8 protein-coding genes and 1 pseudogene are annotated in these 14,549 nt (G+C 60.7%); 3 read left to right on the plus strand and 6 right to left on the minus strand.

What is annotated here, in order from left to right; all coding sequences use genetic code 11:
• Positions 1-315 precede the first annotated feature (315 nt).
• Together AWB69_RS20620 and AWB69_RS20625 are read right to left on the minus strand one after the other, a co-directional pair.
• The gene (locus AWB69_RS20620; protein ID WP_156528914.1) at positions 316-3,735 is read right to left on the minus strand and encodes an EAL domain-containing protein; all 3,420 of its coding nucleotides are present in this window, start codon (positions 3,733-3,735) and stop codon (positions 316-318) included.
• Between the two features lie 8 nt (positions 3,736-3,743).
• On the minus strand, positions 3,744-4,811 hold the full coding sequence (locus tag AWB69_RS20625; protein ID WP_062088120.1) for a substrate-binding domain-containing protein: 1,068 nt from the start codon (positions 4,809-4,811) through the stop codon (positions 3,744-3,746).
• A gap of 661 nt (positions 4,812-5,472) precedes the next feature.
• Between AWB69_RS20625 and AWB69_RS45925 the strand changes: the two are divergent.
• From AWB69_RS45925 to AWB69_RS20640, 3 genes and pseudogenes are all read left to right on the plus strand, one after another.
• Positions 5,473-5,559, plus strand: a pseudogene (locus tag AWB69_RS45925) (IS6 family transposase); the annotation flags it as partial.
• A 575-nt stretch (positions 5,560-6,134) separates the two neighbouring features.
• Positions 6,135-7,325, plus strand: a complete 1,191-nt coding sequence (locus AWB69_RS20635) for an FIST signal transduction protein (RefSeq protein ID WP_062088124.1) — start codon at positions 6,135-6,137, stop codon at positions 7,323-7,325.
• Positions 7,326-7,399: 74 nt separating this feature from the next.
• Positions 7,400-9,301, plus strand: coding sequence for a putative bifunctional diguanylate cyclase/phosphodiesterase (locus AWB69_RS20640; RefSeq protein ID WP_062088126.1), 1,902 nt, complete (start codon positions 7,400-7,402; stop codon positions 9,299-9,301).
• Between the two features lie 202 nt (positions 9,302-9,503).
• Here AWB69_RS20640 and AWB69_RS20645 read toward each other — a convergent pair whose 3' ends face one another.
• The 4 genes from AWB69_RS20645 to AWB69_RS20660 form a co-directional block, all read right to left on the minus strand.
• A complete protein-coding gene (locus tag AWB69_RS20645) occupies positions 9,504-9,740 on the minus strand; it encodes a DUF4440 domain-containing protein (RefSeq protein WP_062088128.1) in 237 nt (78 codons plus the stop codon).
• A gap of 115 nt (positions 9,741-9,855) precedes the next feature.
• On the minus strand, positions 9,856-10,572 hold the full coding sequence (locus AWB69_RS20650) for a transposase (protein WP_062088129.1): 717 nt from the start codon (positions 10,570-10,572) through the stop codon (positions 9,856-9,858).
• Positions 10,569-10,916: a hypothetical protein gene (locus tag AWB69_RS20655; RefSeq protein WP_062088130.1), complete on the minus strand. Its 348-nt coding sequence runs from the start codon at positions 10,914-10,916 to the stop codon at positions 10,569-10,571. The genes AWB69_RS20650 and AWB69_RS20655 overlap by 4 nt, the downstream gene beginning before the upstream one ends.
• A 232-nt stretch (positions 10,917-11,148) precedes the next feature.
• Positions 11,149-14,433: an adenylate/guanylate cyclase domain-containing protein gene (locus AWB69_RS20660; protein WP_062088259.1), complete on the minus strand. Its 3,285-nt coding sequence runs from the start codon at positions 14,431-14,433 to the stop codon at positions 11,149-11,151.
• Positions 14,434-14,549 lie beyond the last annotated feature (116 nt).

The following is a 14,549-nucleotide window of genomic DNA, read 5'->3' on the forward strand; positions in this document are numbered from 1 at the left end:
GGTTGCCGGTCTATCGCGCGTGTTCAAGCGCCCGCTGCGCGACGTCCCTGTGGCGCGAACCATACCTGCGGATGCGATCGCGCGTGCCGGATGATTTCTTCAAGAATCCAGATCCGCGACCGGTAGCCGGTCACATATGGATACATCCCAGCGCAAACGGGACGCGGTCATATAAATACACATGATCAGGAAAGGCCAAATGACGGACGGAGGTGTCGCGCGAACATCTGCCGCTCAGTTCTATTCTCTGATGATTTAGGAATCTGTATCAACTAAGATTTTTTTGCCCTTTCGATCTTATCGCGACACAACCCTTTACGTCGTTTTATACCTGCCCTGTCTGGCTTCGATATTGATGACCGACCGCGTTCTCTCAGATCGGTGGAGCAGTGTCACAATCTCATCAGATGAAACGGGTCTGCCAAAATGATACCCCTGTGCTTCGTCGCATTCGTTCTCGCGCAGGAAAGCCAGTTGCTGTTCAGTTTCGACCCCTTCTGCAATAACTTTCAGGTTCAGCATGTGGCCCAGAGATATGACGGCCATCGCGATCGCTTTATCATCCGGGTCTGTCGAGATGTCACGAATGAAGGACTGATCGATCTTCAGACGACACACAGGAAATTGCTTCAATGCGCTCAGGCTGGAATAGCCGGTTCCGAAGTCGTCAATTGACATCTGGACGCCCATGGTCTGCAGCGCCTCCATCTTTACGATTGCCTGCGGCACGTCTTGCATGATGAGACTCTCGGTCAGTTCCAGTTCAAGATGGCAGGCATCCAGAGCGCTATCCGCCAAGGCTCTCGCCACGCGATGAATCAGGTTTTTTTCAGCGAATTGGCGGGCGGATACGTTGACCGACATGCGGATCAACGGCAGCCCCGCCTCCTGCCAAGCTTTATTTTGCGCACACGCCGTTCGAAGCACCCATTCGCCGATAGGGACGATCAAACCGGTTTCTTCAGCTAGCGGAATAAACCTGGCCGGTGAAATCACGCCCAGCTCGGGATGCCGCCAACGTATTAGCGCTTCCACACCCGTGATCCGGCCAGAGCCTAAATCGACCTGTGGTTGATACAACAACAAGAACTCACTGTGCTCGATTGCCCTGTGCAATCCATCCTGCAGCACGAGCTTTTCTTGAACCTTCGCATTCATCTCGCTCGCGTAGAACTGGTAGTTATTTCGCCCCATTTCTTTGGCTGAATACATTGCGGCATCCGCATTCATGAGCAATGTATCTATGTCCGTCCCGTTTTCAGGGTAGGTTGCTACCCCCACGCTGCATGTGACCTGAAGTTTCTGGGCGCCAATCTGCAGGGGCTGCCCGATCACGTCCTGGATTCTCTGCAACGTGTGCGCGATGCCGTCCATGTTGTCAGGCGCATCGAACAGGACAATCACAAATTCGTCGCCGCCCAGGCGCGCGACCGTATCGATACTTCGTACGCACTTCACCATCCGGTCGGCCACCGTTTTAAGCAGTTCGTCGCCGGCGCTATGGCCCAGGCTGTCGTTGATCAGTTTGAACTGGTCGAGATCGATAAACACGACTGCTACCCCGCGACCGTCGCGGTCGCTGTGAAGCAAGGCTTGTCGAATGCGCTCTTCCAGCAGTACGCGGTTTGGCAAGCCAGTCAGCGCATCATGAAGTGCCATGTGTCGAATGCTGTCTTCCGTGTCTTTGCGCTCTATGGCTATGCCCGCAATGCGGGTAGCGATATCAATCATCTGGGTCTCGATCGGGGCCGGTTTGCGTACTTCCCTGGCATACAACGCAAACGTCCCCATGACCTTGCCGTGATGCGACAGAATAGGGGTCGACCAGCAGGCGCGAAACCCGTAAGTGCCAGCCAGGGCCCGATAGTCTTCCCATAGCGGGTCCTGCATGATATCGGTAACGATCACGGGCTCGCCTCGATGTACTGCTGTACCGCAAGAGCCCACCTTCGGGCCGACTGCAACGCCGTCGATGGCCTGGATGTACGCGTCTGGAAGGCTTGGTGCAGCACCATGGCGCATATGTATTCCATCCACGTCGAGAAGCAGGATGGAGGCGGTCATTCCGGTCAATTGCGATTCGACAAGGCGCGCGAGGCTGTCCAGAACCTTGTCGAGTGGCGTGCTCATCGCGATCATCTCCAGGACCCGACCTTGTTCGATCCGCAAAACCCCCGCTCTTTTGCGCTGGTCAATGTCGTGCACCACGCAGATCGCGCCTTTGGACAAGTCGCCACGATCGACTGCGATCAGGGTCCGTTCAACCCAGAAAACCGTTCCATCCCGCCGCTTCAGTTGTATATCGACGGCGTGTACGCCTTCCATTTCGACCGCAGCAGACGCCGCATCGCCATCCTCTTGATATCTATCCTTCGACGGATGCAGTCGATCGGTCGAGACATCCGTCAGATCATCAATTTGATAGCCGAACATGGTGGCAAACGAATGGTTGCATCGGACAATGCGGCGATCCGCGAGAAAGGCGATGCCGACGCCAATGTGGTCGAGAATGATTTTTTGTTCTGTCATCAGGGCAACAATTTCCTGCTCCGCTTGCGAGCGAACGATTGCCTCGCGCTGCAAGTCGGCATTCTGCGCACCCAGTCTTTCTTTGATAACGCTTAATTCACTTGTTCTCTGCTTGAGTTGATTGCGGTCCTTCAGCAATTGCCCCACCGCGTTCGCCATCTCGCCTATTTCATCTGTGCCGGTCAACGGCCCCGTCACGGTTGTGTCCTCTGCCGACTGCCGACGAAGATGCTTGCTAATGCCGCGCAGCCGTGCAAGTACGTGCCGCCCCATGAACAAGTACGCAATCAGCCACGCCAGCGTCAGGCTGCAGACGAGTATGGCCAGCACCCATTGTTGATTGCGATTCGAGACACCGACAAGCGCTTGCACCGCTTCCCGGTAGTCCCGCGTAAAGTAGCTGGATTGCCGCCGTGCAGCTAAAACCAGTGCGATCGATTGCTTCTGCAACTCATCGTGGAAGCGCAGCAGCCTTTCGTTATCCTTGATAAGCCTCATGCGTAGCGAGAATGGATCCTGCGGATCGGGATCAATACTGTCAGCTTTCCTCGATCCAAAATCGTCAAGCTTGGCTCGCAAAGGTTTAGGCAAACTGCCTGCCGCCTTAAGCTCCTTCTCGAACTGGAATCGCAGTTGCGTCACGTCCTCTATGCGGCTCGCGCCGTCGAGACGATAAAGCACATTCGCCAGCGCAAAACCCTCTCGCGTGTGAGCCGCCTGAAGGCTCGCGATACGCGTTTTTAGCGTCCGGGAAAAATCGACTTTGGTTCTCAGGGTGCTCTCGCGCAGTTGCGCCACAATATTGGCGGTACTGCGAAACAATTGGCTCGACTGCTGCAAGTCGAGCACGTCTACATCTTCGCTGAACGCACCCACGCGCATCACCAGATGATCGAGCGTGTTCAACCGCACAACGATGTCGGCGTAACTCGAATGCATCGCGTCGAGCGATTCGGTGGCCAGCAACTGATAGGTTGCGCGCTCTATCAAGACCGTGTGCTCTAGCAGGTCCTGTACATCTTGCATGCGCACCAGCCGTTCTTCTGTCAGTTGTTGCGCAGCGCTGTTCGACGCACGCAGCGTGTAGACCGCCGTCATGGCGCCCGCAATGATCAGCAGCGCCAACACTGAAAGCGCAAGGGCGAACTGGCCGCGCAGCGATTTCGGCATCATGCGGTGGAACACGCGCGCGACGATGTGAGTCAAGGCCACCCCTAACGTTTCCAGATGCGCCGATAGATGTCCCTATAGCCATTCTTAGGGTCGTACTGAAAGCGCTCGCCACCATCGAACGCAATATTGTCGGCGTTGACCAGGTGAACCGGTGCCACGAAGCCGCTGACCGGCTGGCCTGCAAACAGACGGTTCAACTCGTCCACCAGTTGCCACCCTTGTTGATTGAGCGGCTCAGCAACAGTACCGGTTTGATATGTTTTCGCCTGAATGCGCAGAAACGCGGAGGCACTTCCGTCGCCGGCCGACAACAAGCTTAGCCCGCTGCTTGGCACGCCGGCTTTGGTCAGCGCAGGAGCGGCATAGTCGAAGTAGATATCATTGATCGCAAGCGCATCGGTCCAGCGCTTGCCATATCGCGCGAGTAACGCCTTTGTTATTGCCGGCATCTTCTCAGCACTTTCTGAAATGGCGACGTCGCGCACCTCCAGCAATGTGCACCCTTTGCAGGCCCGGATGATGTCCGCCATGACATTCGACTTGGTTACCGCAATTTCAAACCTGGAGTCCGTCAGGATCACAACCCCGGCATGACCGTTCGACTGCGCCACCGCCCCCAAGGCAGTGACGCGAGCGACCTCGACGGGGTCGGTCGTCACGTTCATTGCAACGGGAGTACCGGCGATAGGACCCGGCGTTGACCCAGCATGCCACGCAACGATCGGAATTCCCCGGCTTGCAATTCGTGCCAGCTCCGGGTTGCTGTTCTGTGCGTCGGCGCCACACAGAATAAGACCATCCGGCTTTGACGCCATTGCTCGTTCGAACGCCGTCAGGCGGCCGGCTGATGTACCGCCGGCATCGAATATCTTGAGCGTCCAGCCCATCGTCCGTACTGCCTCACGCACCCCCTGTGCGACGCCGAGGATCCCGCCGTTGCGCAGATCTTCCGAAATGAAAGCAATACTCTTGCCGGGTTGAGCAGGCGGCCCCGATTCAGGCCCGGTCCACGGAACACCGTGGAGCGTCGCTTTGGCGATGATCAGCTGCGTTTCGGCGAGGGATAAGGTAATGGCCGAAGCGGGTTGTCCAGCGGACGACAGCGGCATACCCCGGGCTAGTTGCGAAATACAAACGAGAAGGCAAATACCTGCGAACGCAACTGCCGGTACAAGATTCTTGCGTCGAGCGTGGTTGAACAGCGTTCGCAATGGAACCAATGCATCGATATTTTTGCTTACTGATTCAAATGGCATCAAACCACCTTTAACTTGCCTCGAGCATCAGGTCGCCAACCGCAGCAAGGGCTATTTCGAGTCGGCGAAGACGCTCGTAGCGGCTCCTGCCGCCAGCAGTCCACAAGCGAGGAAACTTCCTGCATTCGCCAAGATCAGCTTCAGCGCCTTTTTATCGAAACAAACTATTCGCGACAACAGTCACCCGGTATGACGGCTCCGCGCTCGAATTACCTGGTGCAAGGCAGCTTGCCACCATGAAGCACGGGGAGTCAGATCGAAAATACAAACATCCGCTGACTGCGTTAACGGCATCGCCGGCATTAACCTTAGACGCGTTTTCGAAATCGGAGCGGGCAAGGGGCTCAGCGGGCGCGCTCGTTCAATCACGAGAAGTAGAGCCTCCCAGGGCATTGTCAACTTGCCAAGAGTGAGGCGGCATGACGGCAGACGTGACGACTGTCAGAAAGTAGTCGACAGATTTTGGGCGAGTTCGGCGAATTCGCCCCATGCAACGAACCGGGCTGCGAGTTAGGTGAAGCGCGTGTTCGTCAAAGCTGCGGCTCGGCTAAACAACCGCGCAGAGAACAGTCATCAACCGACCCGCGAACGCGAGCGAAAACGGTGACCGTGATAAAGGGATTTCGGTTGCTTCATCGCGCCATCTTACGTGACCGACCCGATAACTTGACAATGCCCGAAAAGTGCATGTCACCCATGTCACTTTGCTCGCTTGTGACACTTGGCACGGCGAGGAGCGTACGTAGTTGCTCCATCGCTTCGAATGCGTGGGACACGTAGGCCTCTGGCATGAGGATCAGACTTCTTAAATCAACTGAACCCCACTTCGGGTTAATCGCGATAAAGAGAGGGTGGCGCGGTGCCGATATCCCTTATAAGGACACGTACAAACCGTATCTCGTGCCAGGAGATCGAGTATGAAAGCCGTAGATTTCCTCACGTACCACGAAATCTTCGACAGGTCGGTGGATCACCTTATCCCGCCGGCCGAGGCCGAAGCTCCTTACTATGAGCAACTCACGGGGTCCATCATGGGGCGTGACTCAGGCAAAATATTCTCCGGAATTCCCGGGGACGATTCAGTTATCCACAACCGGCTCGCATTCAGACCGGTCCACACCCCGGGTCAATTTTAAGTCCGCGTGGGCAAGCCTGAACTCGACGAGGAACAACCCAATGACCATCGCCACCGCCTGGAGCACGGAACCCGATCCGCGCCTCGCTTTCGAAACCGCTTACCTGCAGCTACGCGCGAAGCTGAGTGGAGATGCCTCCCTGCTACTGGCCTTCCACACGGAACGTTATCCTGCGGCCGAGTTGTTGGCGGCAGTGCGTGCGCTGCCGCCCGGAGTGCGGGTGCACGCCACGTCGAGTTGTGCTGCCGTAATGACCGAGGAGGGTTTCCACGGCGTCGATGGCCGGGCCCTGGGCCTGTGGGGTCTGCGCGATCCCGAAGGCGCGTTCGGTGTCGGTATCGCATCGCTCCAGCCGGATCCCAGCCGCGCCGCCGTGCAGGCGCTCGAACAAGCGCTGGCCGAGGCGGGCCGGCCGGGCGAGGCGCCGCACATGGTGTGGATCAGCGCGGCACCCGGCAGCGAAGAGGCCGTGCTCGCGGGTATCCGCGAGGTGCTGGGCAACTCCGTCCCGGTGCTCGGTGGCACTGCGGGCGACAACGAAGGCACCGGGCGCTGGAGCGTGCTGACACGCCAGACGGCCAACGATGACGCCATTGCCATCAGCGTGCTGTACTCCAGCCACCGCATGTCGTCGTCATTCCAGAGTGGATATTCACCGACCGAAAAACGCGGCCATATTACTGCCGCCACCGGTCGCGTGCTGCATCAGATCGACGGCCGGCCGGCTGCCGAGGTCTACAACGAATGGACCGGCGGGCTGATCTCCTCGATGCTCGGCGGCGGCAATCTCGTGACGATGACCTCGTTTGCCCCTCTTGGCCGGGTCGCCGGTACGGTCGAACGCATCGCCTACTACCAGTTGTCGCACCTGGACGCCGTGACCGAGGACGGTGGTCTGAGCCTGTTCACCGAGGTACACGCGGGCGAGGACATCTGGCTCATGACCGGTTCGCGCGAAAGCCTGGTGTCCCGGGCGGCTCGTGTCACCAGCGCTGCGCTCGAACTCGATAGTGTTGAACGCAGCGATGTGCTCGGTGCGCTCGTGGTGTATTGCGCCGGCTGCTTGCGCACGGTGATGGACGATATGCCCCGGGTGGTCAGCGGCCTTAACGCGTCGCTCGGCGGCAAGCCCTTTCTCGGCGGCTTCACCTATGGTGAGCAAGGCTGCGTGGTCGGCCGCGAGAGCGTGCACGGCAACCTGATGGTCTCGTCGATCGTGTTCTCACGCTAGTGTCCCGCCCCATTGGACCTCCGCCCCACAGGATCCCGGATCCGGACTCGCAGAGTCGCGACTCCGCCGAGGAGTTGCGCGAGGCGCTGATCGATCTGGATCGCGCACGCGCGCACGAGCGCCAGATGCGTCTCCAGACCGAAGGCCTGCTCGAGGGCCTGCGGGTGCTCACCCGCGCGGAGAACACGCGCCAGATGTTCGACGAGCTCACTACGGTGCTGCAGCGATTCGTGCCGTTCGAGGCGGCGTTCCTGATGCAGGCGGACGAGGGTAGCGATCGCTTCGAAGTGACGCAGTCGACATGCCGTGAATTCGAGGGGGGCAACTGGACGGCGGAGGACATGCTTCGGCGGGTGGCCACCGGCAAGATCGTCTCGGCGTTCGATGTCACCGCCCTGCCCGAATGGCAGGCGCAGCCGCCTTCCGTGCGCGAACGGGTGCGATCGGCCATCCACGTGCCGCTGCGCACCGGCACGCGCTGTGCGGTGCTCGTGTTCACCCATTCACGCGCCGCGTTTTTCGACAGGCACCACGTCGACATGCTGGAACGCTTCGCACCGCTCACGACGCAGGCGATGGCCAGCATGGAGTACCGTGCCCGTCTCGAGGCGCACGCGACGCGCATCGAATACATGGCCAATCACGACGCGCTGACCGGCCTGCCGAACCGCACGGCGCTCGCCGACCGCGTCGAGGTGCTGGCCGCGCACGCGCATCGCGCAGGCGAACTGCTGGTGCTGCTGTTCCTCGACCTCGACCGCTTCAAGCACGTCAACGACACCTTCGGCCACGGCGTCGGCGACGCGCTGCTGAAGGTGATCGCCAAGCGGTTGCGGGAGGCGGTCCGAGAATCCGACACGGTCGCACGCCTGGGCGGCGACGAGTTCGTGATCCTGTTGACCGGGATCACGGAGGTCGGCGCGGTGAACTCGATGGTTGCCAAGATTCTTGCGACCATCGAGCAGCCGGTCGTGGTGGAGGACCAGACGCTGTTCGTGAGCGCGAGCATCGGCGCGGCGATCTGCCCCGCAGATGGCGAGGACGTGGCCAGCCTGTTGAAGAACGCCGACGTGGCGATGTACCGCGCCAAGGAAGAAGGCCGCAACGGAGTTCGTTTCTACGCGCCCGAGATGAGTGAGTGCGCACGCGTGCAGTTCGAGTTGGAGGGCGCGCTGCGGCAGGCGCTTACGCTCGGCGAGTTCGAATTGCATTACCAGCCGCGTATCCATCTGGAGCTCCGCGAGCTGGTCGGCATGGAAGCGCTGCTGCGCTGGCGCCACCCCCAGCGCGGCTTGGTCATGCCCTGCGACTTCATCGCTGCGGCGGAAGAGAACGGCCTCATCGTGCAGATCGGCGAATGGGTCATCACCCGCACCTGCGCGCAGTCCCGTGCCTGGCAGGATGCGGGCCTGCCCGCGCTGCCGGTAGCGGTGAATGTATCGGGCCGGCAGATGCATAAGCCCCAGGAATTCCTCGACCATGTTTCGGCCACGCTGGCACGAGCTGGCCTGCCGGGCACGCGACTCGAAATCGAGCTGACCGAAAGCGTGGTGATGCAGTATCCGGCGCAGATGATCGACGTGCTGCATCGTCTCAGGCGGATGGGCGTGCGCATCGCGCTCGACGATTTCGGGACCGGGCATTCGAGTCTCAGCTATCTCAAGCGCTTCCCGGTCGACATGCTCAAGATCGACGGTTCGTTCGTGCGCGACCTGGCGATCGACGGAGACGATGCCGCGATCGCGCGTGCCATCGTCTCGATGGGGCATGCTCTCGGGCTGCGAGTGGTGGCTGAAGGCGTCGAAGATGAAGCGCAACTGGACCTGTTGCGCCAGATGGGGTGTGACGAGGCACAGGGCTTCCTGTTCAGCCCGCCACTGCCGGCGCATGAGATGGAAGCGTGCATGCGTCGAAGCGCGAGCCGAAAAGCCGGGACTTGGCCGTCAATCAGCGGTGCAATACCGAGATCGACCTGAAGCACGTCGGGATTCGGCAAGGCTGATCTCGCCGTGGAACACCGCCCGTACAGGGCAAATTCAAGCTCGTCTTTGCAATCGGCGTTCTATTCGGATTCGCGAGGTTTTGGCCACACATTGCCATTACCGATGACTGAAAGGCGGTCGACAAGCGATCAATGATCGTGCACGAGCGAACGGCCGTTGGACAGCGAACGACCGCTTACTGAAGGACTTTGTTCGGCGTCGCGCTGAACGAGATGAACAGGGCAATGGACCACTTGCCATCGGGCTGCCGTTTGAAAATGTCCATCCCCGCTTCCGTACTCACGCTCGACTCGCCACGCATCTGCGCAGTAAGCGTCCAGAACAGCCGGACTACGGCAATATCCCCGAACACGATGATCTTGCGGATGTCGGGGCTGTCGTAGTCGAGTTGCAACCCGGGCTTCGCCAACACCGCACTGAGCTTCCCGCAGAGCGCGTCGCGGCTACCATCGAGCGCTTCAGGAACGGTCTGACCTGGCGTAGCATCTCGACAACGAGCAAGGTTTCCTTGCTTGTTTTTCTTGTGATTAGCCCACGTGTGCGAGGGCGCCTGTCGTGCGAACCTTGGGCGGCCGGTCGCGCAGCAGCAGGGGCATCAAACGCCGGTTGGCTGTCTGCGCCGCCCACTCGCAATACGCGGCGCTGCCGAGCACCCGGCCCTTGAGCGTCGATTGCATCAGGTTATTGACCTCAAGTTCGTCAAGGGGTTGTGCGCCCAAATCGCGATATGCCTGGTGGCGTTCGAACGGTGTATTGCCGAGCGTCCGGTAGAGTGGATGGTCCTTGATGAAGCTATCGACACGCAGCCCGATGTGATGCATGAAGCTAGACCAATGGTAGTTGCCCGGCTCTGCCACAAGGCGTTTGCGCACCGGCGCCTGATCGATGACCTGGCTCGCGAGCAGGAAATACCGGTCGGGCTCAATCACTGTTGCCCAGTAACCGCCACGCCACACCGAACCGCGGCGTCCATGGCGGCGGTTGAAGGTCTCGACGTAGCGACGGCCGACCGCCTGCATCGCCATGGCCACGCTCGACGCGTATGAAGGTGTGACGAGGAACTGTACCGCGTCAGGCATGAGTACCCACGCATGGACTGCCAGATCGGCGACGCGCGCTGCGTCTGCCAGGCAGGCGAGGAAGTACAGGTAGTCTCCTTCGTCCAGGAATGCGGGCCCCGTGAGCCCCTGCAAGATAACGTGCTGCGGTTGTTCTGGGACGTAGTGCCGTGCAAGCGGTGTCATGCTGAATCAACCAGAAATCCGTGTGTGAGAAAGCGATCCGACAGGTATCGAACGCGTGACGGTGCATAACGAAATTCTATGGGTAATGTGCATGCGTTTGCATCACGAACAGGCCTCTTTTCTGGCTTCTTTTCGTTGATTTGCCGCTTCGCAGCCAGCATCTTTTTTATGCCACCGCTGAATAGCAGCGCCGCGCTATACACCTCCAGATGCTCTGCCTGCGCGCCATCCGGCACCAATACATCAGGCAGCACGACGGTACAGCGGTCGAAGCGTCCCTGGTCTCCATTCGCATCCCACCTGAACCGGGCAAAGCCCAGCGTAATGTGGTTTGCGAATTTCATCGGCAGGTATGTGTTACGTAGTTCGTCGCTACCTCGAATCCATAGACGTTGCGGTGAAACCGTGAATGCGTCGGCGTTGCGTTTTTACACAACCTGGACCCGTTCCAGCCGCTCGGATGGGGTTGATGAGCGTCCGTTTGCGGTCCGGCATTAGCCGATCACGTATGACGGGCCTGTCACCAGTCCGTTGTCGCATATCGCAGTGCCCGCGATGGCTGGGAAAACACTGCAGCTACGCGGCAAGGAACGCGTTGATAGCGACCAAGTAACTCTCGAACCCGGCATCCCGAAGTACCGCGCCGACGCGCTCGAGTTCGCGCCGTGTGGCATTGTCAACCTGGCCTTGCAGGCAGAGGGCGAGCACACGGCCGCGCGCCGCGAACAGCTCCGCCCAAGGCAGCGGTTCGACGCGCGTATATTGCTCGAGGCCCGTCACGTAGCGCAGCGCGCCGGACGCGTCGCCGGCCGAGAGCATCGCTTCGATGGCGTCGCGGTAGAACCACAGGTGATTGTGACCAACCGCCCCGAGACGCAGTAGTTCTGCACCCTTGGCCAGCAAACGCGCACGCTCGGCGTCGTCCTCCACGGCACGGCACAACGCGCCCACTGCCTTGGGAGCGCTGAACTGCATGCCCACCTCGCCACAGATCGCCAGCGCTTCATGCAGCAGGCTCGCGGCGTCTTTCCGGCGGCCGCAATCAAGCAGCACCCGCGCCTGCATCTCTATGTTTTGCGCCTCGAAGCGGCGCGCTCCCAGTTGCTGGATCAGTTGCATCTCCTGCTCGAGATGGACTTGGGTCGCCTGCACATCGCCCATTTCGAGGCAGGCAAAGACGCCCAGCGTCTCGCCCAGCATCTGCGCGCGTGGCTGTCCAACGAGCGTTGCCGCACGCACTGCGGCAACCGCGTCCTCACGCGCTTGCTGCGCTTCGTTGAGGTACATCCGGCTGAAACCCTGCATCGGGCGATTCGCGACCTCGATGCGGCCGAGGCCGTGTTCGCGACTCAACGTAACGCAACGGCTGAAGTGTTCGAAAGCCGTCCGCATTCGCCCTTGCGCGTAGGCTGCGTCGGCAAGCCCGCCGAGAGCGCGCGCCTCCGCTTCGGGAACGCCCACGCGCCGCGCATACGAAAGCCCTCGCTCATGCTCGGCGCGGCATTCCTCGATCTTGCCGAGGGGGAAGAGAATGTTTCCACGCAGATGGTGCAGGCGCGCGAGTTCCGACACCATGTCATCGCGTTCCGCCACCTTCTGGGCCGCTTCCAGCAGAACGAGGGCCTCAGCAAGACCTTCATTGACCCGTAAGCCCTCTGCGAGCCCGAGCTGCGACCGGCATACGCTTGCTTCGTCCGGCGCAGCGGCCAATGCCGCCCGGTACGTGTCAAGCGACGCCGCAATATCGCCGAGGTCCCGTTGCAGTTCGCCCTTGAGGCAGATGAGCGCGTGGCGATCCGTGTCCTTCTTCGCGATTTCGAGGCCTCGTTCGATCAGGCGTACCGCCGCCTCGATAAAGTAGGCCGTGCGTTGCGCGACGGCCGCGTCAAGATACGCCTGCGGGGCGCGGCTATCGTCGGCGCGATCGAGATGCTGGGCGTACAGCACGGGGTCGGTAGCCGCGAACCAGTCGGCGGCTCGCCGGTGCAACTCGCGCCGGCGTGTTCGCAGCAGCGTCGAGTAGGCACCTTCCTGAATCAATGCGTGCGCGAACAGGAGATCGTCGCCTTCCGGTACCACAAGCGCATTGGCGACCAGAGCATCGCAAACGTACTCGGGTTCATCGATGAGCCGGCGCAACAACGCCACGTCGAAGCGCTGCCCGATCACCGCAGCCGCCTGAAATGCCTGGCGGTCGCGCAGGGTCAGGCGATCCATGCGTGCCAGCACCAGGCTTTGGATCGAGGCGGGGACAGCTTCACCGCTACCTTCTTCGGCGTTGCGCAGGAGCTGTTCGAGGAATAGCGGATTGCCGCCCGCCCGTTCGATGCAGGTGAGCGCTACACGCTGGCTGGCGTCAATGAAGTCTCCCGCCAGGCTCAATGCCTCGTCTCTTCGCAACGGCCCGAGATCGATGGTGGCAAACGGCGTACCGCGACAGCGCGTTCGCCAGGCGGCGTCGAGTGGATCGCCTTCCACGCGCGATGTCATCACGAGCAGGCCCGGGCCGTTGGCAACGCCCGAGGCGAAGGCCGCGAGGTCGTCGAGCACCTGCGGGTCGGCCCAATGGAGGTCCTCCACGACAATCATGACCGGCCCGTTCCGGCATGCATTTTCAGTCAGCGTCGCGATGAGCGCCTGCTTGCCGCGTTTGCGCGCGGCGTGTGCCATCGCATCATAGAGGGTCCGCCATTCAGCGGATTGCGGCAGATCCAGGAGATCATGGAGGAACACGATCTGCTCAGGCTTGACGACGCCGGCCGAGACGACACGCTCGACGGCGATGCCTAGCTCGACGGCACTTGCGGTAGGCGACAGGCCGAGCAGGCTGCCGATGACAGCTCGCACCGGATCCTGACCTTTGCCGACGCCGAAATCCAGCACGAGGCCGCGATGGATCTCGAACCCCTGCGTCTGCGCGACGCCGCGCATCTCATTGACAAGCCGCGTCTTGCCAATGCCCGCATCGCCACGAACATACACGACATGGCCTGCTTGCCCGGCGAGAGATGCGCGGACAATCCCATGGAATTGCTCGAGTTCAGCCTTTCGTCCGACGAAACGGCCGCGGCTGGCAGTCAATGGCTCGCCCGCCATGCTGTGCAGCCGCCATACTCGCACCGGTGTATCGATACCCTTGAAGCGCATGTCGCCGACCGGATCGCAGACTGCGTAGTCGCCAAGCGCGCGGTGGACGCCGTCGGAAACCAGGGTCTCGCCGGTCTTGGCCGCTGCCACGAGCCGCGCAGCGAGATTGACCGGATCGCCGTGCACCGTGTAGTCCTGCGCGTCGGCACGGCCGAGCGCGCCCGCGACAACCTCACCATTGGCAATTCCCACGTGCGCCTGCAAAGGACGCGGCGCCTGCGCGTTAAGCTGAGCCAGCGCGTCGTGAATATCCAGCGCGGCACGCGCCGCGCGCAGGGTATCGGAATCGTGCGCGCGCGGAGCACCGAACAGCGCCATGACGGCATCGCCGATGTGCTTGTCGATCGTGCCGCCGTAAGCGAGCACGATACCGTCAACAAGCGCGGTATAGCGGCCGACGACGTCGCGCAATTCTTCCGGATCGAGCGACTGGGACAGCGCAGTAAAGCCGCACAGGTCAGCAAACAGAATAGTGACCTGTCTGCGTTCATCCGCTTGCACGTCGACCACGGACGGCGTCGCGCAAGACGCCGCCGTGGCGAGTTCGGAAATGGAAAAGAGCATGCGCTTGCGGTGGCCAAGCGAATGAACCCCGAGCTCCTTCAGATCCGCATCGGTCAGTCGGGGCAACATCGCGAAGTCGACGTCGTTGTCGGCAAATGTGCGCGCGTATTGCTCAAGCCCCAACAGGCTCAGCCATCGTTCAATATCCATGACCGTCACCGAAAGCCGTTTCCCGAAGCGGCGATCCTCGTTGGGCCGCAACGCGGCCCGGTTCTCCTCGCTGCTCAAAACGTATCGGTCCGCCTGACCAGAAATCAGACGAATTG

Source organism: Caballeronia udeis (assembly GCF_001544555.2).
Taxonomy (GTDB): domain Bacteria; phylum Pseudomonadota; class Gammaproteobacteria; order Burkholderiales; family Burkholderiaceae; genus Caballeronia; species Caballeronia udeis.